Origin of the sequence: Azotosporobacter soli (genome assembly GCF_030542965.1) — a bacterium.
GTDB lineage: Bacteria > Bacillota > Negativicutes > SG130 > SG130 > Azotosporobacter > Azotosporobacter soli.
In genome coordinates, this window is sequence record NZ_JAUAOA010000033.1 from 1 (window position 1) to 25651 (window position 25651).

25 protein-coding genes and 1 riboswitch are annotated in these 25651 nt (G+C 49.8%); of the genes, 9 read left to right on the top strand and 16 right to left on the bottom strand.

What is annotated here, in order from left to right:
- A partial coding sequence (locus QTL79_RS17395) for a transposase (protein WP_428845490.1) occupies positions 1–235 on the top strand: 235 nt, incomplete at its 5' end.
- A gap of 32 nt (positions 236–267) precedes the next feature.
- Positions 268–1077 carry an IS3 family transposase gene (locus QTL79_RS17400; protein WP_346355832.1) on the top strand — a complete coding sequence of 270 codons (810 nt, stop codon included), beginning with the start codon at positions 268–270 and terminating at the stop codon, positions 1075–1077.
- Positions 1078–1159: 82 nt separating this feature from the next.
- Here the strand turns inward: QTL79_RS17400 and QTL79_RS17405 are convergent, their stop codons facing one another.
- The 9 genes from QTL79_RS17405 to sdaAB form a co-directional block, all read right to left on the bottom strand.
- Positions 1160–1540, bottom strand: coding sequence for a RidA family protein (locus QTL79_RS17405; RefSeq protein ID WP_346356235.1), 381 nt, complete (start codon positions 1538–1540; stop codon positions 1160–1162).
- 82 nt (positions 1541–1622) lie between these two features.
- Positions 1623–2351, bottom strand: a complete 729-nt coding sequence (gene nuoB / locus QTL79_RS17410; RefSeq protein ID WP_346356216.1) for an NADH-quinone oxidoreductase subunit NuoB — start codon at positions 2349–2351, stop codon at positions 1623–1625.
- A gap of 9 nt (positions 2352–2360) precedes the next feature.
- Entirely contained in the window at positions 2361–3857 is a 1497-nt protein-coding gene (locus QTL79_RS17415; protein WP_346356217.1) for a hydrogenase large subunit, read from the bottom strand.
- A gap of 2 nt (positions 3858–3859) precedes the next feature.
- Complete coding sequence (locus QTL79_RS17420; protein WP_346356218.1) at positions 3860–5317, bottom strand: proton-conducting transporter transmembrane domain-containing protein; 1458 nt, start codon at positions 5315–5317, stop codon at positions 3860–3862.
- A gap of 6 nt (positions 5318–5323) precedes the next feature.
- On the bottom strand, positions 5324–5950 hold the full coding sequence (locus tag QTL79_RS17425) for a hydrogenase (RefSeq protein ID WP_346356219.1): 627 nt from the start codon (positions 5948–5950) through the stop codon (positions 5324–5326).
- An 11-nt stretch (positions 5951–5961) separates the two neighbouring features.
- Positions 5962–6816 carry a respiratory chain complex I subunit 1 family protein gene (locus QTL79_RS17430; RefSeq protein WP_346356220.1) on the bottom strand — a complete coding sequence of 285 codons (855 nt, stop codon included), beginning with the start codon at positions 6814–6816 and terminating at the stop codon, positions 5962–5964.
- The gene (locus QTL79_RS17435) at positions 6816–8750 is read right to left on the bottom strand and encodes a proton-conducting transporter transmembrane domain-containing protein (protein WP_346356221.1); all 1935 of its coding nucleotides are present in this window, start codon (positions 8748–8750) and stop codon (positions 6816–6818) included. Before QTL79_RS17435 ends, QTL79_RS17430 begins: the two co-directional genes overlap by 1 nt.
- Positions 8751–8970: 220 nt before the next feature.
- Positions 8971–9852 carry an L-serine ammonia-lyase, iron-sulfur-dependent, subunit alpha gene (sdaAA, locus tag QTL79_RS17440; RefSeq protein WP_346356222.1) on the bottom strand — a complete coding sequence of 294 codons (882 nt, stop codon included), beginning with the start codon at positions 9850–9852 and terminating at the stop codon, positions 8971–8973.
- Positions 9853–9882: 30 nt separating this feature from the next.
- On the bottom strand, positions 9883–10545 hold the full coding sequence (sdaAB, locus tag QTL79_RS17445; RefSeq protein ID WP_346356223.1) for an L-serine ammonia-lyase, iron-sulfur-dependent subunit beta: 663 nt from the start codon (positions 10543–10545) through the stop codon (positions 9883–9885).
- A 149-nt stretch (positions 10546–10694) separates the two neighbouring features.
- Between sdaAB and QTL79_RS17450 the strand changes: the two genes are divergently transcribed.
- From QTL79_RS17450 to QTL79_RS17460, 3 genes are all read left to right on the top strand, one after another.
- Positions 10695–11333 (top strand): response regulator, encoded by a 639-nt coding sequence (locus tag QTL79_RS17450; RefSeq protein ID WP_487249742.1) that lies wholly within the window; start codon positions 10695–10697, stop codon positions 11331–11333.
- 155 nt (positions 11334–11488) lie between these two features.
- Positions 11489–12871, top strand: coding sequence for an FAD-binding oxidoreductase (locus QTL79_RS17455; RefSeq protein WP_346356224.1), 1383 nt, complete (start codon positions 11489–11491; stop codon positions 12869–12871).
- Between the two features lie 3 nt (positions 12872–12874).
- Positions 12875–14191, top strand: a complete 1317-nt coding sequence (locus tag QTL79_RS17460) for a (Fe-S)-binding protein (protein ID WP_346356225.1) — start codon at positions 12875–12877, stop codon at positions 14189–14191.
- Positions 14192–14228: 37 nt separating this feature from the next.
- On the opposite strand, the gene QTL79_RS17465 is transcribed toward QTL79_RS17460, so the two are convergent.
- Positions 14229–15302, bottom strand: a complete 1074-nt coding sequence (locus tag QTL79_RS17465) for a sugar diacid recognition domain-containing protein (protein WP_346356226.1) — start codon at positions 15300–15302, stop codon at positions 14229–14231.
- 147 nt (positions 15303–15449) lie between these two features.
- Positions 15450–15625, top strand: a riboswitch (Lysine riboswitch).
- A gap of 126 nt (positions 15626–15751) precedes the next feature.
- Between QTL79_RS17465 and QTL79_RS17470 the strand changes: the two genes are divergently transcribed.
- Positions 15752–17176 carry an amino acid permease gene (locus QTL79_RS17470; RefSeq protein ID WP_346356227.1) on the top strand — a complete coding sequence of 475 codons (1425 nt, stop codon included), beginning with the start codon at positions 15752–15754 and terminating at the stop codon, positions 17174–17176.
- 26 nt (positions 17177–17202) lie between these two features.
- Here QTL79_RS17470 and QTL79_RS17475 read toward each other — a convergent pair whose 3' ends face one another.
- From QTL79_RS17475 to QTL79_RS17500, 6 genes are all read right to left on the bottom strand, one after another.
- Positions 17203–17622, bottom strand: coding sequence for a bacteriohemerythrin (locus QTL79_RS17475; protein WP_346356228.1), 420 nt, complete (start codon positions 17620–17622; stop codon positions 17203–17205).
- A gap of 95 nt (positions 17623–17717) precedes the next feature.
- Positions 17718–18551: a D-alanyl-D-alanine carboxypeptidase family protein gene (locus QTL79_RS17480; RefSeq protein ID WP_346356229.1), complete on the bottom strand. Its 834-nt coding sequence runs from the start codon at positions 18549–18551 to the stop codon at positions 17718–17720.
- Between the two features lie 16 nt (positions 18552–18567).
- Entirely contained in the window at positions 18568–19077 is a 510-nt protein-coding gene (locus QTL79_RS17485; RefSeq protein WP_346356230.1) for a CAP domain-containing protein, read from the bottom strand.
- Positions 19078–19088: 11 nt separating this feature from the next.
- Positions 19089–20183, bottom strand: coding sequence for an HD-GYP domain-containing protein (locus tag QTL79_RS17490; RefSeq protein WP_346356231.1), 1095 nt, complete (start codon positions 20181–20183; stop codon positions 19089–19091).
- A 143-nt stretch (positions 20184–20326) separates the two neighbouring features.
- Positions 20327–21295 (bottom strand): aminopeptidase, encoded by a 969-nt coding sequence (locus tag QTL79_RS17495; protein ID WP_346356232.1) that lies wholly within the window; start codon positions 21293–21295, stop codon positions 20327–20329.
- A 126-nt stretch (positions 21296–21421) separates the two neighbouring features.
- Positions 21422–23131: a PucR family transcriptional regulator gene (locus QTL79_RS17500; RefSeq protein WP_346356233.1), complete on the bottom strand. Its 1710-nt coding sequence runs from the start codon at positions 23129–23131 to the stop codon at positions 21422–21424.
- Positions 23132–23356: 225 nt separating this feature from the next.
- On the opposite strand from QTL79_RS17500, the gene QTL79_RS17505 reads away from it, so the two are divergent.
- From QTL79_RS17505 to QTL79_RS17515, 3 genes are all read left to right on the top strand, one after another.
- The gene (locus tag QTL79_RS17505) at positions 23357–24319 is read left to right on the top strand and encodes an NAD(P)-dependent oxidoreductase (protein ID WP_346356234.1); all 963 of its coding nucleotides are present in this window, start codon (positions 23357–23359) and stop codon (positions 24317–24319) included.
- A gap of 103 nt (positions 24320–24422) precedes the next feature.
- Positions 24423–24737, top strand: a complete 315-nt coding sequence (locus QTL79_RS17510; RefSeq protein WP_346353978.1) for a hypothetical protein — start codon at positions 24423–24425, stop codon at positions 24735–24737.
- Between the two features lie 17 nt (positions 24738–24754).
- The gene (locus QTL79_RS17515; protein WP_346353979.1) at positions 24755–25591 is read left to right on the top strand and encodes an IS3 family transposase; all 837 of its coding nucleotides are present in this window, start codon (positions 24755–24757) and stop codon (positions 25589–25591) included.
- The last annotated feature ends 60 nt before the right edge of the window (positions 25592–25651 follow it).

Here is a 25651-nt window from a genome sequence, read left to right on the forward strand (position 1 = left end):
AGTCTTAGGAATAAAAAGTAAAACACAGATTAAAAGATGGATGAGTTGGTATCGAAATGGTGAAACCCATCGCTTTCAGCAGCCTGTCGGAAAACAGTATACTTATAAAAAAGGGATAGAGGAATTATCAGAGATTGAGTGTCTAAGGCTTAGAATTAAGCAGCTTGAAATGCACAACGAAATACTGGGAAAGTTAAATGGGATCTTAGGAAAACAACAAAGAAGCAACTCGTAGAAATTCTCGAGGCGCTTAAGAGTAAATATCCAATTGGAGAGATGTTAACCTTTCTTGAGATCCCAAAAACTAATTATTACCGATGGCGTAAACAACCAGATGATAGGTTGGAGAATGAACTACTTAAACACATTAGAATAATCTGCAGTAAACACAAGAGGCGCTACGGATATAGGCGCGTTACAGAGGTGCTAAGAACCGAATATCAGCTAAACATCAACCATAAGCGCGTAAGTCGTATTATGGCTGAAAATAATCTTCAAGCACGAATCAGCCGCAAGAGATTCGTTCACTTCAAACCGGACGTGGCTGTTAAAAAAGCGGATTTAATCAAGCGGCAATTTAAAGCAGATGCACCAAATAGGAAGTGGTATACCGATGTTTCAACCATCACTATCGGCGAAACCAACCTGTATCTCTCTGCCATTATTGACGGTTTCAATAATGAAGTAATCAGCAGTGTGATTAGTACATCTCCTAATTTGGAACTCGCCTTTGATACGATAAATCAGGCTATCCAAGGTCGAAATATCGAAAAGGTGATTCTTCATTCTGATCAAGGTGGTTTATATACATCCCCGAGGTTTCAAGAGTTTGTAAAAGAAAAGAACATTATCCAAAGCATGTCCCAGGTGGGAGTATGCTTTGACAATGTTCTAATCGAATCATTCTTCTCACATTTGAAGACAGAGGCCTTCTACTCTCAGGATTTCACCGCTACCAACGAACAAATCATTGAGATCGTGGAAGAATACATCTATTATTATAACAATGATCGGCTACAATTAAAATTGAATAAGCTGCCCCCGATAAAATATCGAGAGCAGCTACATACGGCATAAGGCTCTTTTTAAAACTTCCCGCTTTTGGGGTTCACACTATTACGGCTACGGATCTTTTTCCTTTTCAGCATGCTTGACGCAATTACGGATAAACGGCGATGACCTCGATTTCAATGCTTACGTCACGCGGCAGTCTTGCTACCTGTACGCATGCACGCGCCGGGTATGGACTGGTAAAATATTCGCCATAAATCTTATTCATATGGGAAAAATCATTCATATCTTGCAAAAAAACACCCGACTTCACGACATGGTCAAAGGTCAGTCCTTCATGTTCCAAAACAGCCTTGATATTCGTCAAGACCTGATGCGTTTGCGATTCGATTCCCCCATACACGATTTGACCGGTTATCGGATCTAAGGGAATTTGTCCCGACACGAATAGAAAACCGTTCGCTTTTACCGCTTGCGAGTAAGGTCCGATAGCCTGAGGCGCTCTATCGGTACTGACCAGAGTTTTCATCCACAATTCCTCCATCAACATCATTGATTTTCTTCCTTTTTAAACATTTCTCTCCCGATCCCCAAACTCCTCTCCCTTATTTTTAAAATTTTCCAAGCAGCATGAACAGTCCCTGCAAGAGTGCACTAGGACTCGGCGGACATCCCGGCACATAGATATCGACCGGCAACACGTCATCAAGCGCCCCGACCACCGCATACCCCTTTGGAAAAACCTTGCCGCTGCAAGCGCAAGCCCCGACCGCCATCACCAAGCGCGGCTCCGGCGTTGCTTCATATGTCATTTTGATGGCTTCCAGTAAATTTTTCGTGACGACCCCGGTTACCATCAATAAGTCGGCATGGCGCGGTGAAGCGACAAAATCTATGCCGTATTGCTGCAAGTCATAAATGGGCGAACCCAATGCGGACATCTCAAAATCGCAAGCATTGCAAGATCCGGCATCGAGATGACGAACATGCAGGGATCGGCCCAACACATTGGAAATCCTTTTCCTAAGCAGGATTCCCGCTTCTCCTTCCAAACGAAGTCCCAGTTCCGCCAAAGCAACATTTTGCGTTTGGCTGAGACAGCGCTGACACTGCGTGACACATAAACCGCAAAAGAGACACTTTTTTCTTTCCCATTTCAATCTTTTCCGCTTCGCTTCCAGTGCACCCGTCGGGCAATTCAGAGCGCAATTCCCACAGCCATCGCAGCCTTGCGCTTCAATGACAAGCTCTCCGCGCAATCCTACCGAAGCTTCTTCGTCAGCGTACGCTTCGGTCGCAAGCCCCGTATGCAAAATTTGTTTCAACATGCGCAGCATCATCCAACCCCCTTATCGATCCAAACAGCCATAACACAGTTCAAAACTTTTATTGATCAGCGGAAAATCGGGAATAATATTGCCCGGCGCCGCTACGCTAAGTGCGGGCCAATTCGGATAAGAGGCCGATCGGACAACATAACGGTAAATCGTTTCGTTTTCGCCCGCCATGATCCAGTGCAGATTCGACCCCCGCGCCGATTCGCTCCAGCCAAGTGCGGTCGTGAACGGCTTCATTTTCCCCAGCGGATTGCGCAAGTGCCGCTCTAAAGGTAAAAGCAGCGCCGTCGCCTGCTGAATCAAGCGCAGTGATTCTCTGACTTCGTCGACTCTCACCCATAAACGTGCCGCGACATCGCCACTTTCCTGAAGCGCAACGGTAAAATCCATTTCATCATAAGCGCTGTAAGGATGATCGCGCCGTTCGTCAACCGGAACGCCTGCGGCCCTTGCAGCCACGCCGACTATACATAGGTCAGCAACCGCCTGTCTCGTCAGTATGCCCGTTTTTTCAACACGATCCGTGAAAGACTCCATCTCCTGCAGCATGGTAGCCAGTATTTCAAACTCCGCGGCTACAGCGCAAAGCGTTTCTTCCATATCTTTTTGTCGTTCCAACGTCAGATCGAAAGAGACGCCGCCCGGCACAACCCAGCCGCGCAAAAAACGGTTCCCGCACAATCGTCCGTTTAAGCGCTGTAGCATTTCTTTTAAGCGGCTGCCCAAACTGACGCCTACGGCAAGACCGACGCCGGCGCATAGATTGCCGACATCGCCCACATGATTGTAAATCCGCTCCAGTTCCGCCGCCACAATACGCAAATAACGGGCGGTCGGCGGCACGGGCGTTGCCGTTAATTTTTCCACGGCCTGTGCAAATGACAACGCATGCGATACCGAACAGGCGCCGCAAATCCTTTCCACTATAAAGGCCGCACGTGCAATTGTTTGTCCTTCCAAGCCCTTTTCGATTCCCCGGTGCGTATAAAACAATCTTGCGTCCAACTGCAAAATTTCTTCGCCCGCCTGGCTAAAACGAAAATGCCCCGGTTCAATAATGCCTGCATGGATTGGTCCAACCGGAACTTGGAACACGCCCGGGCCGCTGACCGATGACATTGGGTACGAAAGCATCTCGCCTTTTTCTCCGCTCTCGCTTGCGCTATCTTTGCGAAGCGGATGATGCCCCTGCGCAAAACATTCGTGCAAGACCAGCGGTCTCAAATCAGGATGCCCTTCCGGAACGAGGCCGAACAAGTCATGAATCTCGCGTTCATACCAGGCGGCAGCGGGCAATGCCACTGCCATCGAAGGGAATTTTTCATCCCCCGGCCGACAGAGCGTCCGCATGATTTCCCACTCGCCCGCTTTGGCAAAAACCGCATAAACGGCAAAAGCTCCGCGCTGCTGCCGCTCATCATTAGCAAACATGGCCGCCAAAGAAAACCCCTGCTCGACTAAATCCTCACTGCGCAGTAACCAGACATTCTTATCCACATTCCAGGCCATTTTCATCCCCCCATAACCATCAACACCGCTTGGTGCAGCATCTCACCCAGCCAGACAGGCATCACCAAGCCTAAAAATAAGACGACGGAAAAAGATATTCCGGCCGCCGCCAGCACAACCCGTTCCGCTTCTGACGGTACCGCCTGCCGGGGCTGTACGCTGAAACAAATCTGCCAGCAATAATACAAAAGTCCCGCGCAAACTCCGGCCAAAAGCAGCAGCAGGCTTACGCCCAGCAAACGGTCGCCGCTTTGAAACGCAGCCCATATGATCGTTAGTTTGCTGATGAAGATGCCCATCGGCGGCACTCCGGTAATCGTTAATAAGAGCAGCAAAAATAAACTGCCGGTTAGCGGCATCAGCCTGACAAGGCCCCGGATGCGCAAAATGTCCTTGGTGTGGTAACGCTGCGCAATCACGCCTGACAAATAGAATAAGGCGGATTTTATCAACGCATGATTAATCAGATGCAGTAACGCGCCATACATGGCCAGCGGCGTCCAAATTCCTACGCCGACCAGAATAATCCCCATGTTTTCAACGCTTGAGTAGGCCAACAAACGTTTCACGTCATGCTGCACCAAAATGAACGGCAGCGCAACCACAATCGAGAACAAACCAAACCCTAGCAGCAACCATTGCAAGAAAGCATGCGGCACTGCGTCCTGAAAAAGCGCCAGGTGTCTTAAGAGCACATACATGGCGCAGCTCAGCAAAGCGCCGGAAAGAAGGCCGCTGACCGGTGACGGCGCCTGACTGTGCGCATCAGGCAGCCAAGTATGCATCGGCGCCAAACCGATCTTTGTGCCATACCCGATCACAATAAAAATCAGCGACAGCTTTACAAGCAGCGGGTTCAACGTGCCGATCTCACGGCGCAACACAAGCCAGCTCAATGCATCGCTGCCGTTTCCGCCCGCTGCCGTCTGTGCATAATAAAGGATCATCAAACCCAGTAACGCCAGACAGATTCCGACCGTACAAACCATAACATATTTCCAGGCCGCCTCCAGCGCCGAACGGCTGACGTAAAAAGCCACTAAGAGCGCTGAGGCAAGCGTCGTAGCTTCGACCGCGACCCACATAATGCCCAGATTTTCCACCATCAAAACCAATAGCATCGTGCAGATGAACAGCTGCAACAGCGCATAGTATTTAGCCAATTCCTCTTTGCTTACGCCTTCCTCCGCCAGATAAGGCGCTGAAACCCAGCATGCCGTCGTCTGCAAGATACCGACCACAATAAGCAGCAGGGCGCTGAGCGAATCGACGTAAAAAAGACCTCCTTGAATGACGCCATGCTGCGCAACCGCTCTCGCCACTATGGCAATCAGCAGCAACAAGATCAGGCTTCCGCCTTGATTAAGCCTTTGCAATGCATCTTTTCGTTCGTGCAAAAGAAAGCCCGCTGCCGCAATGGCCGCTGGAACACCGACAATTAGCCCGATCAATACATCCAAAAAGCATCAACCTTTCAATTCTTGTAATTGACTCGTGTCCGTCGATAATCCTTTCAAGCGTAAACGACGAATTAGAATCGAAAGAACAACGGCTACAACCAAAACATCAAAAAAGATGCCCAATTCAATAATCAAAGGCAGACCATGCGTAATCGACAGCCCCACCAAATATAAACCGTTCTCCATTGTCAGTAAACCGACGACCTGCATAAGCGCTTGGCGTCGCGTCATGATCAACATCAAACCTAAAAGCGTTAACGCGATCGCCGATGCCAGCGCTTCGCCATTATCCGCGCCGATTTTCGCCTGCCCAACGATACTGTGCGCTAATACGAGGCAAAGACCCGCCGCCAGCGAGGATAAATTATAGGATAAGATCGGATGAATTTCTCTTTCGTGGCGGGACGCTTTCAGCATGCGCAGCAGAGAAAAAGGGATCAACCCTGCCTTTACTACGAGCGTCAGCCCTGCAACCAGATAGCCGTGCAGACTCGCTGTTTCTGCAGCCACGACTACGCATACGGCTGCGACCATAAGCGATTGCGCCACTAAAAGTTGCACCGCCGTCTTCATATGTGATACCCGGGTCAAACTGAAGGACGTCAGCATCAATAATACCGTCAGTATATTCATATTCCGCCTCCTTACTGCGCAAGCAACGCCAACAAAGATATCAGGCCCGATAACATGAGAAATTCCGGTACTTTAAAGAGTCGCATCTTATTGGTACTTGTCTCGGTCAGCGCCAATAGCAGCGCAACCAGCATCACTTTTACCGCCAGCCAGGCCGCATCTCCCCACGGCAAAAACAATTGGCAGAACAGCACAATGAAAAGAAGCTGTTTTAGGGCAGCTGCCAAATGGATCAAGGCCAGCCGGTGACCGGAATATTCGAGGATCATTCCTTCGTGAATCATCGTCAGTTCGAGATGCGTATCCGGATTATCGACAGGAATTCGACCAGTCTCCGCCACTAAGACGAGATAGAAGGCAATCGCCGCCAGCAACTGCGACAACTGAATCGAACCGCTTTCTGCCGTTGCTGTCAGAAGCGCCATTTGCGTGCTTTGCGCCGGCAGCGCCAATGTGGCCGCCGCCAACAGCAACGCAGGCTCAACTAGCGCGGCAATGAACATTTCCCGCGCCCCGCCCATGCCGCCAAACGCACTGCCGGCATCGAGCGATGCCAGCACAAGAAAGAAGCGTCCGCTGGCCAACAAATAAATCATGACAATAAAGTCCATAGCGAAGAGCTGTACTGTCGCCGCAACCGTCGCCGCCAGATATACGTAGGGCGCCGCCGCAAAAATCCATGATGTCGTAGGCGACACCACCGCATCCTTATGCAGCCACTTTCTGATATCAAAATACCCCTGTAACAACCTTGGTCCGCGTCGGTTCTGCAAGCGCGCTTTCGCAGCCTTGATCAGTCCATTTAGCAAAGGCGCGCTTGCAATCGCCACGATGACATTAGATGTTTCCGTCAAATTCATCTCCATCACCTCGCACTCCACAGCAAGACAGCAATGGTCACGACAAAGATATATCCCACATAAACCTGCACACTGCCGCCTTGAATTTGTTTCATAATTTGAGCCGCTTCCACCAATCTGCGCTGCAGCGGTTCATAAATCTGCGTACTGAACAAATAATGCAATCGAATTTCATAGCTCAATTTCTGTCCATGATAACGATGCGGACTCTGATTGATCAATTGCTCTTCATGCGGATGAACGACACGGCGAAAGGCTCGTTTAGCCGCCTGGGAAAACCCGCTGGCCGTATATTCCATCTGGCGATCCGGCACAATACCGCAGGTCCAAGTTTCACCCGGCGTCTGCTTTTCCTTGCCGCCTAAACGCGCCAAACCCAAACTGAGAACGAGACCCGCAAACAACGAGGCGATTAGCCAGCGACTGTCGATGCTATATCCGTTAGGCAAGGCGGCAGAAAACAAGGACATATCGCCTGACCAGACAAGCACTCCCGCCGGCAACGCTGCTGCAGCATTTTGAATGACGAATTGCGGGAACACGGCCGCTCCCACGCAGCAAAGAGCCAAGACGCCCTGCCCTGCCCGCATTGTCAAAGCGACTTCTTTCGCCTCATCGGCCCCTTTGCTTCGCGCCTTGGCCAGAAAACTGATGCCAAAGGCTTCAACAAAGCAAGCGGCTGCAAACACGCCCGCCATCCCAAGCCCCGCAATCAAAAGCGCGCTAATCAGCTTGCCGACCATACCGCCTAAAACCGGTCCTAATTGCAACACCGCCTGAAAAATCAGCCACTCGCCCCAAAATCCATTGAGCGGCGGAAGTGCAGCCAGGGCCATTACAGAGATAAGAAAGAATACAGCCGTATAGGGCATTTTTTTGATCAAACCGCCCAACTGGTCGGCGTCCTTGCTGTGCGTTGCCTGATAAACGGCTCCCACGCCTAAAAAAGCCAGTGTCTTAAAGAGCGAATGATTCAGCGCGTGGCAAAGCGCAGCCGTCCAGGCAAACTGAGCCGCCGCCCAGTCCCCTTTACTGGAAAACAAGAGACCCACGCCAATGGTAAAAAAAATCAAACCGACATTTTCCACGCTGCTGTAAGCCAACAACCGTTTCAAGTCTTTTTCTAAAAATGCATATAAAATCCCCAACAATAAACTAATCAAGCCCACCGCGACCATCAACTCTCCCCACCACAATGGCCCGCTGGGCAAAAACTGCAAAGACATGCGCAGCATCCCATACACCGCTGTTTTTAGCATAACGCCCGACATTAGCGCGGAAATATGACTGGGGGCTGCAGGATGCGCCCGCGGCAGCCAGATATGAAGAGGCATCAAGCCTCCTTTTGCGCCAAAGCCAATGAGAGCGCAGAGAAAAACAAAGTTACGTTCTCCTTCTGTCAAGAACGCTCCGTTCAGCAGACTAAAGTCCATGCTGCCGCTGGCGGCGGCAAGAGAAAAAAAAGCCATGACGATAAAAGCAGTTCCTGCTTGCGTCATGGCAAAATATAAATAAGCCGCTTGGCTGACTCCCGCTTCTTCATATTCATGATTGACCAAAAGACAAGAGGAGAGCGCCATGACTTCCCAGGCCAGTAGAAATAAAAGCGCATGTTGTGCGCTAAATACCAATACCAGCGACAAGAGAAAGACATTGTAAAGCCCTGTCAACAGCCATAATCTGCGCCTCATATAGCTACGACAATAGCCGATCGCATACAAACTGACCGCAGCTCCGCCGACGCCCGTCATAAAGAGAAAGAAGGCGCCTAGGTGGTCGAGGCGAAACATCGCCTCTTCCTGCCAAACAGAAAAAGGCAGTCCGATTTCCCACCCCTGCCCAGTCGCATAGACAACGCAAGCAGACGCCGCTGCCGCTAAACTTCCCGCCAGGGCGAAGAGGTGTGAAAACAAATTGTTAATGCGTGAATTTTCTTTCATAATAACAGCAACCAGGGCACCCATAAAAAAACAGGTCACGCTTCCGATGAAAAAGACCTCACCTGACATTCATCTTCACACCCTATGCTACATAGTATCCTTGCTCTTCTATTATACCACTCAAATTTTCAGAATACCGCAAACATTTTTCTTTTCATTTTTTCAAGTTTAGCAAAAACAGCCAGGATTGCTTCCATCGCGCAAATCCTGGCTGTTTCTGCTACTTTTTACCGAATAATTTTTCCTGCCATGCTGCCCCGGTCGGGGTAACGGCAAGACCGCCCTGGGCCGTTTCGCGCAATGTGCCTGACATAGCGCAGCCCACAGAGGACATCGCATCAATGACTTCATCGACTGGAATCACGCTTTCCACGCCAGCCATCGCCATTTCTGCCGCAACCAATGCCTGCGCAGCAGCGCCTGCATTGCGTTTTACACAGGGAACTTCGACCAATCCGGCAACCGGGTCGCAAACCAAGCCCAGCATATTCTTGATCGTCATCGCTACAGCCTGACCGACCTGCCGCGGCGTACCGCCTGCCAAATCGACAGCGGCCGCCGCCGCCATCGCAGCGGCTGAACCACACTCAGCCTGGCATCCGCCAGCCGCACCGGACAACGATGCACGGGACGCGATGACCATGCCGATCACGCCAGCGACAACCAAGCCTCTTGCCAAATCAATTTTTTTCAACGCCAACGGCTCTTCAAGCGCCAAAAGAACGGCCGGTAACGTACCACTTGCGCCAGCCGTCGGCGCCGCGACGATCCGTCCCATCGCGGCATTCGCCTCGCCGACGGCAAGAGCGGTGCGGATCGCATTGCTTACGATCGGCCCCACCAACGATTTTTCTTTGCGTTCCTGATAGGAAGCCATCAGCGAAGCGTTCTGCCCGACCAGACCGCCCATCGATTTAACGCCCTTAAGTCCGGCAAGAGCCGATTCTTCCATGACTTGCATGATTTCCAGCATCCGCTCAAGGATCGCCTGCTCCGTCATCTCCATGTCCTTGGCTTGAAACGCGAGGCAATAGGCGCCAAACGTATTATTCTCTTCTTCAGCAGCCTGCAGCCATTGTTGCAACGATAATTTTTCGGCCATTTTTCAATGTCCCCCTCTACTCTTCGCTTTTCACCCCAGCTGAATCCGGCGTACCGACTCAATATGCGGCAATTTTTGAATCACTTCCAGTTCCGCATCGCCAATCGGTTGATCGGTCTCGACAATCATCGCCGCCAAACCGCCTTTTTCACGTCGGAACACTCTCATCTGCGCAATATTGACGCCCTGTGTCGATAAAATGCTCGTCACCAACGCAATGGCGCCGGGACGGTCTTTGTGCATCGTTAAAATCGTCGGGAATTGGCCGCTCAACTCTACCGGAAAACCATCGATCTCACTGACCACCACTTGGCCGCCGCCAATTGATGCACCTTTGACGCGACAGACTTTTCCGCTCTCGCCCGTCAAAGTAAACTGCACCGAATTAGGATGCGCCAATTCACCCAGGTTGACTGTCGTAAAGCTTATTTCAAGCCCGCTGTCTGCAGCGATCGTCAGCGAATCCGGAATGCGAGCATCATCCGTGGCCCAACCTAAAAGTCCAGCCGCCAACGCGCGGTCGGTTCCATGACCTCGGTACGTCTGGGCAAAAGATCCATGCAACCCGACAACAGCTGTTTGAACTTTTTCACCCAGAATGGCTTTTCCCAAGTTTCCAAGACGTACCGCCCCCGCTGTGTGCGAACTGGACGGACCGATCATGATCGGGCCTATGACATCAAACAAATTCATATCTGTACCTCCGTCAGAGACTTTTTCCTCCATTATACCGCAAGAAAAGAATCCGCGCTATGATTTACAGTACACCCACCATTGTGATACAGTGAAAAGAAAAGATAAGGGGGCTGCTTACCATCGAAACGACGCCCATTCGCATAGTCATCGCTGATGATCATGCCGTACTGCGTTCCGGATTGAAAGCCTTACTGACGTTTTATCCCGACTTCACTGTCATCGGTGAAGCCGACAACGGTTTGCAAGCCTTACAATTGGTCGAAGAATGCGAACCGGACTTGTTATTGCTCGATTTGTCGATGCCGGATATGAACGGCGTTGACTGCATTAATGAAATTCGCGCCCGCGGTCTTACTTGCCCGATTTTGGTTCTTACCATGTATGACGAAGCAGAATATATCAAAGAAGTCATGCGAGCCGGCGCCAATGGTTACGTGCTAAAAAAATCGGCCGATACGGAATTGGTCGAGGCCATTCGCAAAGTACACAGCGGGCAAAAGCATTTGAGCGAAATCGTGGCACATACGCTGATTGACAATCTGCTGCATAAAACTTCGGATGCCTCATTGCCGGAAAACGATCCCTATCAGTTGCTCAGCGTCAGAGAACGCGAAGTCTTACGCTACCTCGCCCAAGGCTATACCAACAGTGAAATCGCCCGCCAAATGTCGCTTAGTCCCAAGACCGTCGACACGTACCGTTCGCGCATCATGGGCAAACTGGCCATCCACAAAAAATCGGAACTGGTCAACTATGCGATCCAACACAAACTATTACCTTTGTAAAATAACGTAAGGTGTTATCTTACTTCATTGTAGGATAACACCTTACGTTATTTTACAGGGTCTGCCCGATTTACATTTTTCGACAAAAAGTGCAGAATCATAGTAAGCCTTATTGTTAGTGTTTTGAAATAATTTAACTTAAAGGAGCTTGAGTTATGGAGAAGAAGCTACTGGATTCCCTGACTGCAATCGTAGGCAAGGAAAATGTTCTTACCACACAGGAGGATCTGTATTCCTATTCGTATGACGCAACCCCTGGTCATGCTCATATGCCGGACGTTGTTGTTATGCCTGCCAATGCTGAAGAGACTGGAAAAATACTCGCACTGGCTAATGAAAACCGTATCCCTGTTTATACGCGTGGTTCCGGCACCAATCTAAGCGCTGGTTGCGTTCCGACAAAAGGCGGCATCGTCTTACTCATGACCCGGCTCAATAAAATCATTGAAATCGATCTGGAAAATCTGGTTGCAGTCGCCGAACCGGGCGTCATCGTCGCTGACCTGAATAAAGCGGTCGCCGCTCATGGTTTGATTTATCCTCCCGACCCCGGTACAGTAAACACCGCAACCTTAGGCGGCACCATCGCCGAAAACGCAGGCGGACTGCGCGGTCTGAAATACGGCGTTTCCAAACATTACGTAATGGGACTTGACATCGTCCTTGCCAGCGGCGACACTATGACGACCGGCGGTAAGAACGTTAAAGACGTCTCCGGCTACGATATGACCAAGTTATTCACCGGTGCAGAAGGAACTCTCGGCGTTATTACCAAAGCGACCGTTAAGTTGGTTCCGGCGCCGGAAGCAAAGAAAAGCATGATGGCAATCTTTAAAGATTTGGATAACGCGGGCAAAGCCGTCTCCGGCATCATTGCCGCCAAAATCATTCCGGCAACGCTGGAGATTATGGACAATGCCACGATCCGCACCGTAGAAGATTATGCACATGTCGGCCTGCCGCTCGACGCCGAAGCCGTGCTCTTGATCGAAGTGGACGGCAACCCTACCGTCGTGGAAAAGGAAGCCGCGAAAGTCATGGAAGTACTCACCGCCAACCATGCCGATTCCGTTCAAATCGCGAAGGACGACAATGAGCGCGACAAACTTTGGGCCGCACGCCGTGCAGCCTTGCCGGCTCTGGCCAAACTGCGCCCCACCACCTATGTCGAAGATGCAACGGTCCCTCGCAACCAGGTTCCAGCCTTTCTACGGGCCGTCAGTCAACTTGCCGTCAAACATCAGGTCACAATCGGCACTTTCGGTCATGCCGGAGACGGCAATATGCACCCGACAATCGTTTGCGACATTCGCGACAGCAAAGAAATGGAACGCGTGCAAAAGGCAATGGACGAAATGTTCCGCACTGCCATTGAACTGGGCGGCACGCTGAGCGGCGAGCATGGCATCGGTCTTGGCAAGCTCCCTTGGATGCAGGCGCAGCATGGCCCTGTTGCCATGAATGCGATGAAGTCGATCAAGCGCGCCCTGGATCCTAATCTGATTCTCAATCCAGGAAAACTGATAGGGGAGTGTTAAGCAATGACGGAGAAAATCACTGCCCAGGATATCCGCTCTCAGGATCAAGCTTTACTGAAAGATATCGAGGATGCATTAGCCAATTGTATGAAATGCGGCAATTGTATGGAAGTCTGCCCGCTGTATAAAGAAATCGGCCGGGAAAATGCGGTCGCACGCGGCAAACTTTCTTTAATGGAAGGCGTTTTAAAAGGCGTCATTCCCTTATCGGCTAATTTTGATACGGCAATGGCAAAATGCGTTTCCTGTAAGGCTTGCGCCGCCAAATGCCCTTGCGGCGTACCGGCCGACGACTTGATTTTGCGAGGCCGCCAGGCAATCGTCAAGGCGCGCGGTCTGCACCCGATCAAGCAAAAGGTTTTTGCCCTCTTGAAGAATCGTCCGTTATTTGATTTCAGCCTGCGCATGGCCGGTCTGTTCGGACCGTTGTCTTTTAAAAAGCTGCCGGGAAAAATGGCTGCCATTGCCCGTTTCCCGATGCCGGGTATGGACAAACGCCGCATCACAGCGCCGTTTGCCTCCACGCCGCTGCGCAGTCAGCATCCTGAAACGATCAAAGTTGATAAGCCGCGTCTAAAAGTCCTCTTCTTTACCGGTTGCACGATTAATTACATTTATACCGATATCGGTAATTCGGTTCTGAACGTTCTGAAAGCGAACAACATCGAAGTTACGCTGCCTTCCTTGCAACACTGTTGCGGTACGCCGGTTTATATGTCCGGCGATATTGACTCGGCACGCGTCTTGGCTAAGCACAACATTGACATCTTCAGTGAAACGCCTTGCGATTATGTCGTTGCTGCTTGCGGCTCTTGCGCGGAAGCCTTCAAGATCGAATACCCCCACCTCTTTGCCGATGATGCTTTGATGACGGAAAAGGCGAAGAAACTTGCCGCCAAAACCTATGAAATCAGCGAATTTCTTGTGGATATCGCAAAATTCGATCGCAGCAAGTTAGGCAAAGTCGCTGCGACCGTAACCATGCACGACCCCTGTCACATGGCGCGCGGCATTAAGGTAACGAAACAACCGCGTGAGATTTTGCAAGCCATTCCCGGCGTAACGTTCGCCGAGATGAAAGAACCTGCCCGTTGCTGCGGCGCCGGTGGTTCCTTCAGTCTCGCCAACTATGAACTCTCACGCAAGATTAACGACCGCAAGGTTGCCGATATCGCATCAACCAAGGCCGATATCGTCGCCACAAGCTGCGGCAGTTGCCGGATGCACATTACAGATGGTCTGATCCAAAACGGCATGACACAGGATTCGCTCCATGTTATCCAGCTTCTCGATCAATCGTACCAGGCCGGAGCAAAATAAAACGATAAAAAGCCAGATGCAGCAGCATCTGGCTTTTTTATCGTTTACGGGCCGGCACTTCAACCCATACGGTCGTACCGCCGCCGGGCTGAGAGATAATTTCAAACTCGCCCTGCAACAATTCCACCCGTTCCTGCATACCGTGAATGCCAAGGCAGGGTCTGCCGTCAACCGCTTTATTCAGTATCGTCCGCTCGAAGCCTTTTCCGTCATCTTGCACGCGACAATAAAGACGACGTTGTTTTTTGCCGATGCAAATCCAAACCTGACTGGCCTCGGCATGCTTCGCAATATTAGTCAGCGCCTCCTGAACGATGCGGTATAAAGCGGTCTCGATCTCCGGCAAGAAACGACAACCTGCAACTTCGCTCACATCCAACTGCACATTGATGCCATATTGTTTAGCGTATGTTTCCGCATAGCGCTGCAGCGCCGGTGCAAGTCCGAGATCATCGAGTAAAAGCGGACGAAGCTCTACCGCTAAACGGTGAACCGCATCCAACGTTCCCGCCGCCACCTCTCGCATCGCCAGCACTTTTTCCCGCCACGCTTCCTCCGGCATCTGTTCCGCCAGCAAACGCAAGCCCATTATAATGGAAGTCAATGATTGGCTGGTTTCATCGTGAAGCTCGCGAGATATCTTGCGTCGCTCTTCTTCCTGAACGCGAATAATCTGATTCAGCAGGCTGGACTGCAGCTCTTTTTTCTCCCGCAATGTCTTCAGCAGTAGTTGCTGGCGTTCGTTCGCCTCCAGTGCCGCGGCAACGAAACGGGCTGCCAGTCTGGCATAAGGCGCCGCAGTCTCCGGTTGCCCTGTGACGCCGATGAATCCAGCCCTGCGATTGCGATAACGGATCGCAACGTTAAATCCGCTGCGCACGCCCGGCCATTTTTTCTCATCAGCCTCGCTAACGGAAAATTCTTCGGCCAGACTGCCGGTTAAATGAAGCGCAGCCGCTTCATGCAATTTACCAATTCGTTCCGGACTAAATGAAGCAATAATAATGCCGTCTTCATCGACAATATTTACATTTTTGTTTAATTCCGCTGCAATAATATCCACCAATGATTGGGCGAATTTCGCGTCAAGAATGGGTTCCTTTTTTGCCATACGCAGCCTCCCTTTACTTTACTCCTCTTTTATCATATGGTTTCAGACGTTTAACGTCAATGTATACAGTATCACGGACATTTTTCCGGTTTGTTCAATTGACAAGCACCTTTTTTTCCTTTACAATTAAGTGGAAATTAATAGGGCGTGTAGGATAGAGGCGCGGGTGTCATCAGTATCTTCGGGGAGCAGGCAACAAGGATCCGAAGTGAAAGGGGCAACTGCCGAAGCAGGATATTTTGCCAAAGAATTTCTTGCTGGGCTTGCATCGAACAGATGCTGGACTGTCATCGAAAGCAATACGATGAAGCGCTATCTCACAGCAACGCAAGCTTCGCGTTCGTCGGAATGTGAGAATTGTAATGGTTGTGGGCGTAGAGCCTCGCAACCATTTTTCTTTTTTTAGAAAAGCTCGCACTTATTATTATTTTTACAAGGAGGTATCTTCCATGTCTAACGAAAATTCATTATTGTCGCAAATGATGCCGCAGAAAGAGTCTCTGCGCCGCGACATGAAATCCCGCCATCTGATGATGATCTCTATCGGCGGCACGATCGGCACCGGCCTTTTTCTCGGTTCCGGTCAAACGATCAACCAAGCCGGCCCGCTTGGTGCACTGCTGGCCTATCTGTTTGGCGGCTTCATCATGTATCTGGTCTTGCTTTGCCTCGGCGAGCTGACGGTAGCAATGCCGGTTTCCGGTTCTTTTCAAAGTTATGCGACTCGTTTTATTTCTCCGGCGGCCGGTTTCACTACCGGTTGGCTATACTGGATCAACTGGGCGATTTGCATCGCGGCCGATTTTACCGCCGCCGGCATCATTATGAACAATTGGTTCCCCATGGTATCTACATGGATCTGGTGCGCCGTGTTCGCAGTAGTCCTTGCCGTATTGAATCTCGTTTCCGTTAAAGCTTATGGCGAAGCGGAATTTTGGTTTGCCAGCATCAAGGTTGCCGCGATCATCGGCTTCATTATTGCAGGCGCGAGTATGATGTTTGGTTTTAACAGCGGTCATGAAGCGCTGATGTTCAGCAATTTCAACACCGGCGGCGAGGGAATCTTTCCTAACGGCTTCAATGCCGTCTTCCTGACGATGGTTGCTGTTGTTTATTCCTTCCAAGGCGCAGAACTGGTTGGCATCGCCGCCGGTGAATGCGACAACCCCGGCAAGCATGTCCCCCGCGTTATCAAAGGCATCACGGCCCGCATCATCATTTTCTACGTTCTGGCGATGGGCGTTTTAGCCGGTACGATTCCCTGGCAGGAGGCCGGCGTTCTTGAAAGCCCGTTTGCACACGTGTTCGGCATGATGGGCATGCCGATCGCAAAAGATATTATGAGCTTCGTCGTTATGACCTCCGCGTTGTCGGCAGGAAATTCAGCGCTTTACGCCTGCTCGCGTCTTCTCTGGTCGATGTCCAAAGAGGGTCTGGCGCCGCAGTGGTTGGGCAATCTGACGAAACGGGATGTGCCTTATAACGGCATTTTCTTGACGCTGGCGTTGGCCTGCATGTCACTGTTGACCAGTGCCTACGCAGCCGACAGCGTTTACCTCTGGCTAATGTCCAGCACCGGCGTAACCGGCTGCCTGATCTGGGTAATCATCGGCTGGTGCCAGTTAAACTTCCGCAAAGAGTTTATTGCCAAAGGCGGCAGCCTGAAAGATTTGACCTTCCGCACACCGCTCTACCCGTTGGTTCCCCTTCTTGTTATCTTCCTCAATCTCGGCGTCGTAGCCAGTCTCTGGCTGGACGAAACACAGCACATCGTTTTATACACCGGTATCCCCGCTGTAATCGCCACTTATTTCTATTATGTGCTGTTCATGGGGAAAAATTCTCAAGCAGCAGCAAAGACAAAAGCAAGCTAAAAGACGGCCCCCTGCGGGCCGTCTTTTTATTGTTCCAGCTTATTTTTGAAAAACTCACTGTAGCGCTTGTCGACGATCAGGATATGATTATCGATCCACTCTTTGACAAAAGAAAATATCGGAAACGATAGGGCCAGTTCTCCGCCTTCATGTTTAGTCAAAAGCGCCGTTACCTCTTTGATAAAATAACCATGCGCTTTTTGATGCTCCTCATATTCGGGATAGTGATGTTTTTTCATCAACTCTTCTTCCGCGGTAAAATGATATTGTACATAATCAAGCAAATCCTGCAGCACTTCCGCCGTTAGTTTGCGTTCCTGTTCTAACGTTTCGCACTCGAAGATATTTGTATATAAATCATTAAAACGCTGCAGCAGTTGCTGATGTTCCTGATCAAATTGTTTTACCCCGGTTTGATACTTCTCATTCCATTTTAAAATTGACATGTAACAAAGCCTCCCCTACTGCTGATCCTTTCTTTATCCATTTCTACAGATAAAGCCAAACCCCTTTTTCCCCAGTAAGTGATTTGTATCCTCTTTTACTGAATGCCAAGCGTCTTAAAACCGTATTCCAAGAGTCTCGCTGCATCCGCCCAGCGCTGCGGGCTATTTAAAACCACCGCAATCAACTGAACGCCGCCGCGCTCTGCGCCGGCGACCAAACATTCGCCGGCCTCTCGCGTGTAACCGGTTTTAACGCCGTTCGCTCCCGCAAAACGACCCAGTAGGCGATTCGTATTCGAAACCGTAATTTTTCCGCGGTTGGCAAAGATGACGCTATGCGTCCGGCTATTGACAATCGACGTAAATTCCGGTTTTCCATAGGCATACGTCGTGATCAGCGCCATATCATAAGCGGTCGTATAATGATTGATCGGGTCCGGCAGACCATGCGGATTGGTAAAATTCGTTCTTGTCGCGCCCGCCCGCTGTGCTTGCTCATTCATCATCGCAATGAAGGCTTCAAGTGACCCGTGTCCGACATGTTCACCTACGGCAACGGCCGCATCATTTCCGGAAGGCAGCATCATGCCGTACAAAAGTTCCCGCAAAGACAGACGATCGCCGGCATGTAAGCCAAGGCGCGACTCTTCACAGTCGGCGGCCGCTTCAGACACCACGACTTCATCATTCAGCTGTCCCTTCTCGAGCGCCGTCAGCAGTGTGACGATCTTTGTCGTACTGGCCGGATACATGATGCCGTCTTTATTTTTATCGTATAAAACACGCTTCGAGCTTGTCAGCATCAGACAAGCGGCTTCCGCCGCAACTCCAGGCTGCTCTACAGGAGCCGCCAGCGCAGCCTCCGGCGCGCCAAATAAAAGCAAGGCCGTCAGCACGACGGCCAGCACTAGTAACGGTTTGTTCTTCATTGTTCTATTCCCTTTCTCATTGCTTGTGCGGCGGGCGGATAAAACACTGCACAACATACAGCCAACCGTCTTCTGACCGAACGACGCCAATGCCTGCTTGTGTAAAATCACGCTCCAATATATTCTTGCGATGCCCCGGACTTTGCATCAAAAACGTTTCTGCGATTGTCAGATCCGGACCTACCGGGTCGTTAAGCCCTTTGTATATGTTCTCTCCTGCCGCAATAAACGCAATCTCACCGGCCTTCATACGATCAAATGGCGAGCGGCCTTGGCGGTCGGTATGGGAAAAGTAGTCGTATGCAAGCATATCTTGCGCATGCTTACGCGCAACATCAGCCAGTTTGTCATTTGCAGCCAACGGCAATCGTCCTGCCTGGCGGCGGTCTTCATTCATCAAGGCTAAGATTGTCATTTCATCCTCAGACATCGTCGGCGCAGTCGCGCCGCATGCTGGAGCGACAAAGAGAAGGAACGAAACGATCAGGCTGAAGAAAAAGATCCCTACGCTTTCTTTTCGCATCATATCCGCCTCCCTTATGTCAGAAACGCTATCACTTCTTTTTCCGACAATACGCGCTCGATAAAAGCCGTCAAATGCTGCGACATATCGACTTCCCACGGCGGTTTTGCATTCTGCCCGTCTGCGTCGACAAGAATTCTGATGCGCGGCCTAAAATGAAGATCCGGTTTCACCTGAACCACGACGCCGATTTCGCCGCTGTTGAGTTGCACCAGTGCGCCGATGGGATAGATAGCCACATGTTTAAAAAAGAGCTCCAACAAGGACGCATCAAAATGGCTGCCTGCGCCCGCCATCAAAAACTCGTGCGCTTCATGCGGCAAAGAGGCACGGCTATAAGAACGTTCCGACGTGAGCGCATCATAGACATCGGCAATCGCTGCAATGCGCGAATATTCATGAATCTCCTCGCCTTCCAGTGCGCGCGGATACCCTTTTCCGTTCACCTTCTCATGGTGCTGGAACGCAATATGCGCCGACAGGAGCGGCATCTCATCTTCTTTGCGCAACAATTCGAAGCCCAGTTCAGAATGGCGGCGCATAATTTCAGTCTCCGCCGCATTCAACCGTCCCGGCTTATTGATGATTTCTTTTGGAACCAACATTTTCCCGACGTCATGCAGCAAGGCACCGATTGCCAACTCGCGCAACTGGCCTTCTCCATAACCAAGGCTCGATCCGATAATCGTCGACAATACGGCGACATTCACCGAATGGGCAAACGTATAATCGTCGTGCAAGCGTATGTCGTTCAAATGAAAGACCACTTGCGGGTTCGCTATGATTTCCGCTACGATGCCCTTGGCCACGGTCTTCGCCTTGCCGACGTCAACTCGATTGGTAAGCTGCAGCTTATGGAAGATATCCTGAATCGCGGTCATAGCATCAATCCGCGTCGCTTCCGTCAAAACCTCCGGTACCTCTGGCAGTTCTTCGCCGGCAAAAGCACTTTCAATATATACCGCAACAATGCCGATTTCACTCAATCTCTTTATATAGGCATCGGTCAGGCAAACGCCCTGACTCAACATCAAATTGCCTTCCGCATTAAAAATATTGCGGCCCACTTGCATGCCTGGCCGTAAATTGGCGACACTGATTCTGAGCACAACTTCGACCTCCGTATTCCGCTGTCTTCCCTTCTATTTTCCCACGAAAAGCCGCATTTTTCAATACAAAAAGCCGCTTCTCTGCGATTAGATTTAAGAAGGACTGTGAAAAACTTATCGCTAAATTTTTCACAGTCCTCTTTTTAATCTATGTTGATCAAATGCTTGCCGTCTTTAATTATGACTTGGCCATCGATGGTCAGCGTCGGATTCAATAAAATGCCGTCAAGATGCAACGGCACTTGCACCTTGCCGCCAAAGCCGACATTGTTGCCGAGCGCAAAATGCACCGTTCCTTTGACCTTTTCGTCTTCGAGCACACGGCCGGACAAAACCGCCTGATCATTCGTGCCGATGCCAAGCTCTCCGATATTGCGCGCTAGTTTGCCGTAATCAGCCAACATCGCTTCCAGCTTTTCCGTCTCACGTCCGCCTTCAATTTTAGTCACATAGCCTTTCTCCACCGTCAACTTAATAGGCGCTTCCAACACGCCGATCCCGGCCATCGCGCCATCGATCACCAAAATTCCTTCCGCCGTCTCTTCCAGCGGAGCAATGTACGCCTCGCCCGCGGGCAAATTGCTGAAATCGCCCGCGGTATGATTTATGCCGGTGTCCGGTTTGCCTTCGCGTCCGTCAATCGACAAACGGATATCCGTTCCGGCTGGAGTTGTGACATGCGCCGTTTTCCCCGCCGTCAGAATTTGTGCAAACTTTTCCGCCAATTTCGCAATCGTCCGGTAATCCGCACACAAGGTTCGCTGCATGATATCCTCGGTAATTCCCGGCAACGTCGCAATGCGCGCGCCATTTTTATTGGCCGCCTTGCGCGCTTGCGTATGAGAAATCGAACGCGAAGTAGCGCCTAAAATCACATCCGCATGCAGCATCGCTGCCGCTACGGCCGGTGGCGGTTCCACCCCGTCATTTTTGCGCGGCGTCATCTCCATATACAACGCTTCCGCGCCCGCTTCCACCGCTTTTTCCCACAGCGCACGGCCAACATTGCGCGTAGGCTCATCCGCAACAACCAATACCGTTTCTCCCGCTTTAACAGCCATGCATTGCTGGATAGCAATCTCTGCACTTTGTTCCAATTGTTTCGTTATCATGCTGTCCTCCTCATACGAGTTATCTTTAATTGATCGGCAAAATATTCGGCTGTTTCAGCGCCATCCTGCCCAAGCAAAACCACACGCGGCCATCTGCTTTTTACAGCAGTCGCCGCCAAAGAAACATCACAAGAGATGGCGCATCTTAAGCGCCAATTGCACATTAAAACGGATTTCCGGTTCATCCAAATCGACCCCGAGCATTTCTTTGATCCGCTCCAAGCGGTACTTCATGCTGTTTCGGTGCAGATATAAATTCTGCGCCGCTTTATAAATATTGGCATTTGCCGAAAAATAAGCTTCCAGCGTTTTCAGCAAATCCCCGCGCGTCGCCGCATCCAGCTGATCCAACTTGCCGAGGATCGACTGATAATACTCCTTCATATCCGGATGGTCTTTGAACTTCATCAAAATCTGATATACGCCTAAATCAGCAAAAGAATAGATTTCTCTGGCTGCATCGAGCTTCCTGCCGATGGCCAGCGTTTCACGCGCTTCCCGATAAGCCTGCGCCAATTTTTGATGTCCATCGCACAGACGGCTGATTCCGATTGCGGATGTCAGTTCCGGTGAAAAATGCGTGATTTCCTGACGAACCTCCGCCACACGCTGCATGACCTCGTCTTTCGCCAGCCAGTCTTTGGCCGGGCAAAGAATCGTCAAGCGTTTCTCTTTGCTGACGATCAGCAGATCCCGCTGCTTATCCGCAAGATGCGTCGCGATCATTCGCATCACTTTGGCCGTAACATCCCCCTCTGCTTGCGAGCCTTCCGGAAAGTGATCGCGGCAGTAGGCTTCGAGGTTTGTAAATTCCATCTGCCAAACCGCCCATTTTCCCTCCAGCGTTACATGCAAGTGCTTCGCCTGCTCCAAAATTAAGTCTTCTGCCGTCAAACGGCCTTCCAGCACCTGCAAAAGAAAGTCATTGCGCTGGCGGCGCAGCACTTCGCTTTCCGTCATTTCTTTATAGACGGCAATCGCCGTGATGGTTGCCGCCTGTTCCAAGGCTGCCCAATCGGCCTCATGTAAGCGGTGATAATCTTCAAGCACCGCGATATAGCCGAGAATATCGCCGTTGATAATGATCGGTACGACAACCCAGGCCTGCTCCCCCTGTTTACTGAACAAGACCTCGACGCGGCTGGCCTTTTTAGTTTGACGGATTCGATTGATAAATCCGGTCTTCTCAAGATTATACAAATATTGATCCAAGGTCGTACCGACATAGGCTTTGCGTTTCGCGGTTTTATGCTCTTTTTCCCAAAAAGCAAACGACAAGAGCGAAAAAGCCCGATCCGCTACGATAACCGTATTGCGCACCAAGTTGGCCAGCGTCTGTGCGATCTGCCGCAAACTGCCGCCCCCTACCGCTACCTCAGTCAGCCGTTTTTGAATCTCTTGCGATTTGCGCAGCGCATCGCCTTGCTGCATAAAAATAGCGTGTAAACTTTCACTAATCACGTCGGCAAAGACTGCGCCATGCGGCAATTCAATTATCGGAAAGCGCAGACGATCCGCTGTTTCCATCATATGTTGCGGCAGCGGCGTCAAATAGCGTCCTTGCTCGACAATCAATCCTGCAGCTCCCGTGTCCTGCAAACGCGAGAGGAGCAATCGCTGCAACCGTTCATTATCGCGAAAGACAAAGCCACTGGTTAAATATAGCACTCTCGGTTTGATAATAACATCGATGTCCGGGCTTTCCAAAACATCGACATATTCGACTTCACGCCCAAGTCCCCTGCTCCCGACTAAAATATGAGCTAACTTTAATGTTGGAAGTTTTAAAATATCGGCTACGCGCACTGACATCATTCTCAACTCCGTAATTCCCATATTAATACTAGTGCTCCTGTGTATGACCGCGCGGTTTTATCCTTTTCGCCTTCATAACACGTTGACCAACTTTACTTATTTTCGCCACATTCTAAATAATTCCTACGGCTTTTTTTAAATTTTTTTAATTTTTAAAATCACAATAAATTTATACTGTTACGCATTTCTTATCACTGTTATACTGAAGAGAGTTTTAACGAAATTTGATAAGAAGGAGAGTTGCTTATGCATCATGCAGTCCTACTCAATGCCGCTAAACTTAATTTTGACGGAGGACTTGATTTTTCGCCGCTCGCCGCACTCAGTAAACTGACGCTATACCCTGACACGACGCCGGAGCAAGTTCTTGAGCGTGTCGCCGGACAGGATATCGTGATAACAAAAGAAATGCCAATTCCCGCCGACCTGATCCGTCAATTTCCAGCTTCCGTCCGTCTGCTTTGTGAAGCGGGCACCGGTTACAACAATATTGACATCGAAGCAGCCCGTGAAAAAAACATCGCGGTTTGTAATATCCCCAGCTATAGCAGCGGTGCAGTCGCTCAACTTGTCATCACCTATCTGCTCAACTTCAGTTCTTCGCTGCTCCGGCAGCAGCGCATGCTCTTAGAAAAAAACTATGATAACTTCACAAAATTTCTTCAAGTCCCACACTTTGAACTGCAAGGCAAAACACTTGGCCTGATCGGCGGCAATGGGGCGATTGGGCGCGAGGTCGCTAAAATTGCACTCGCCTTAGGCATGAATATCCTCGTCTACAGCCGCCGCGAACTCAGCTGGGAATCTCCCCAGATCCGCCATGCCAGCCTCGATGAACTGCTACGCCAAAGCGATTTCATTTCCCTGCACTGTCCGCTCACTCCGGATACGCGCTACTTGATTGACGAACAGAGGCTACGCCTGATGAAACCTAGCGCTTTTTTGATCAATACGGCCCGCGGTCCGCTGATTCAAGAGCAACATTTGATCGCCGCACTGCAACAAGGCATTATTGCCGGCGCCGCCCTTGACGTTCAGGATCCCGAACCGCCATCGCCTGACAACCCACTTTTCACTATGGACAATGTTATTCTGACGCCTCATATCGGTTGGCGGCGTCTCGAATCACGCCAACGGCTGATCGGTTTGCTGGCCGATAATATCAAAGCTTTTCAAAGCGGCGCCGCCTTGAATGTAGTCAACAAATAAGCAAATAAATCACCGCCCCTGCCGCTGAACTGAACCAATAAAAACGGACAATGACAAAACACCCCCAGTTGTAGATAATTAATCTATGACTGGGGGTGTTCATATGTCAGGGCAAAGAGGAATAAAACATTTTGGAGAACACATTATTCTCGACGTTCTAAAAATGAAAGAAGAAGGCAAAACGAATCGTGAAATTAGCGAGTTCTATGGATTTAAGGATAAATACGTAATCAAAGAACTAATCCGAAGACACAACCGAAAACAAAAGATGATTGAATCTGGAATTATTCCACGGAAAAAAGGCAGACCGCCTAAAAGCTATGTTACCATACAGGATAAAAGAGATAATGAAATCAAGCGTTTAAAGATGGAAAACGAACTATTACGTTCTTTTCTTCAAATCGTTGGAAGGAAGTGAGGCCATCTGTAAAATACATGGCAATTTATAAAAACCAAGACAGCTATTCTATCTCTGCAATGTGTGACTTTTTTGATGTATCACGCAGTGGGTACTATGATTTTGTTCATCGCATGAATCAACCGAATCGCAATGAACGAATCGTAGCAGAAATTGCGGTATGCCAAGAAATATCAAAAAGAACGTATGGATATCGAAGGGTTCATTTGTGGCTTCAACAGAATAGAAATATATTTATTGATCCGAAAACCGTTCTTCGCTTAATGAGCAAATATAATTTATTATCTCAAATTCGCCGACGTAAAAAATACAAGAGAATGCAGCAACAACTTCATAAATATGAAAATCTACTCAATCGTGATTTTGAAGCAACTGCGCCGAATCAGAAATGGGTTACCGACATTTCATACATCCATACACTCCAAGGAATCCTGTATTTATCAATGATACGCGATGCGTTTGATCGCAGTATTATTGCTTATAAAACAGGAACAGAACAAACTGTAAATTTAGTTCTTGAAACAATTCGAACTGCCATGAAAAAGGAAAAAGTCACTACAGAGCTGCAACTCCATAGTGACCAAGGGTTTCAATACACTTCACAGGGGTATTTTAACCTAACTAAAGAGTATGGTATTACACCGTCCATGTCAAGGCGAGGAAATTGTTATGATAACGCATTAGCTGAAAACTTTTTTAGTATTTTGAAAGCAGAATGCATTTCGAGAATACATCTCAAAACATTTGCAGAGGCTAACGAGGTTATCGATGAGTATATCTATTTTTATAATTTTGAACGCATTCAACTAAAAACAAAACTGACACCGTATGAAAAACGATGCCAGTTTGCGTAATTTAAAGCTATTCTACTTCTGGGCGTTTTATTTTATGTACGTTGTTTCTGGTTCAGTTCA

Bases quoted from the DNA above. Each gene is read 5' to 3' on its own strand.
- QTL79_RS17455 (WP_346356224.1), top strand. From the start codon at position 11,489: ATGGAGAAGAAGCTACTGGATTCCCTGACTGCAATCGTAGGCAAGGAA.
- QTL79_RS17460 (WP_346356225.1), top strand. From the start codon at position 12,875: ATGACGGAGAAAATCACTGCCCAGGATATCCGCTCTCAGGATCAAGCT.
- QTL79_RS17485 (WP_346356230.1), bottom strand. From the start codon at position 19,077: ATGATGCGAAAAGAAAGCGTAGGGATCTTTTTCTTCAGCCTGATCGTT.
- QTL79_RS17435 (WP_346356221.1), bottom strand. From the start codon at position 8,750: ATGAAAGAAAATTCACGCATTAACAATTTGTTTTCACACCTCTTCGCC.
- QTL79_RS17425 (WP_346356219.1), bottom strand. From the start codon at position 5,950: ATGAATATACTGACGGTATTATTGATGCTGACGTCCTTCAGTTTGACC.
- QTL79_RS17480 (WP_346356229.1), bottom strand. From the start codon at position 18,551: ATGAAGAACAAACCGTTACTAGTGCTGGCCGTCGTGCTGACGGCCTTG.
- QTL79_RS17500 (WP_346356233.1), bottom strand. From the start codon at position 23,131: ATGGGAATTACGGAGTTGAGAATGATGTCAGTGCGCGTAGCCGATATT.
- sdaAA (WP_346356222.1), bottom strand. From the start codon at position 9,852: ATGGCCGAAAAATTATCGTTGCAACAATGGCTGCAGGCTGCTGAAGAA.
- QTL79_RS17515 (WP_346353979.1), top strand. From the start codon at position 24,755: ATGGCAATTTATAAAAACCAAGACAGCTATTCTATCTCTGCAATGTGT.
- QTL79_RS17475 (WP_346356228.1), bottom strand. From the start codon at position 17,622: ATGTCAATTTTAAAATGGAATGAGAAGTATCAAACCGGGGTAAAACAA.
- QTL79_RS17470 (WP_346356227.1), top strand. From the start codon at position 15,752: ATGTCTAACGAAAATTCATTATTGTCGCAAATGATGCCGCAGAAAGAG.
- QTL79_RS17495 (WP_346356232.1), bottom strand. From the start codon at position 21,295: ATGATAACGAAACAATTGGAACAAAGTGCAGAGATTGCTATCCAGCAA.
- QTL79_RS17430 (WP_346356220.1), bottom strand. From the start codon at position 6,816: ATGGAGATGAATTTGACGGAAACATCTAATGTCATCGTGGCGATTGCA.
- QTL79_RS17405 (WP_346356235.1), bottom strand. From the start codon at position 1,540: ATGAAAACTCTGGTCAGTACCGATAGAGCGCCTCAGGCTATCGGACCT.
- QTL79_RS17465 (WP_346356226.1), bottom strand. From the start codon at position 15,302: ATGGCAAAAAAGGAACCCATTCTTGACGCGAAATTCGCCCAATCATTG.
- QTL79_RS17510 (WP_346353978.1), top strand. From the start codon at position 24,423: ATGTCAGGGCAAAGAGGAATAAAACATTTTGGAGAACACATTATTCTC.
- QTL79_RS17505 (WP_346356234.1), top strand. From the start codon at position 23,357: ATGCATCATGCAGTCCTACTCAATGCCGCTAAACTTAATTTTGACGGA.
- QTL79_RS17415 (WP_346356217.1), bottom strand. From the start codon at position 3,857: ATGGCCTGGAATGTGGATAAGAATGTCTGGTTACTGCGCAGTGAGGAT.
- nuoB (WP_346356216.1), bottom strand. From the start codon at position 2,351: ATGATGCTGCGCATGTTGAAACAAATTTTGCATACGGGGCTTGCGACC.
- sdaAB (WP_346356223.1), bottom strand. From the start codon at position 10,545: ATGAATTTGTTTGATGTCATAGGCCCGATCATGATCGGTCCGTCCAGT.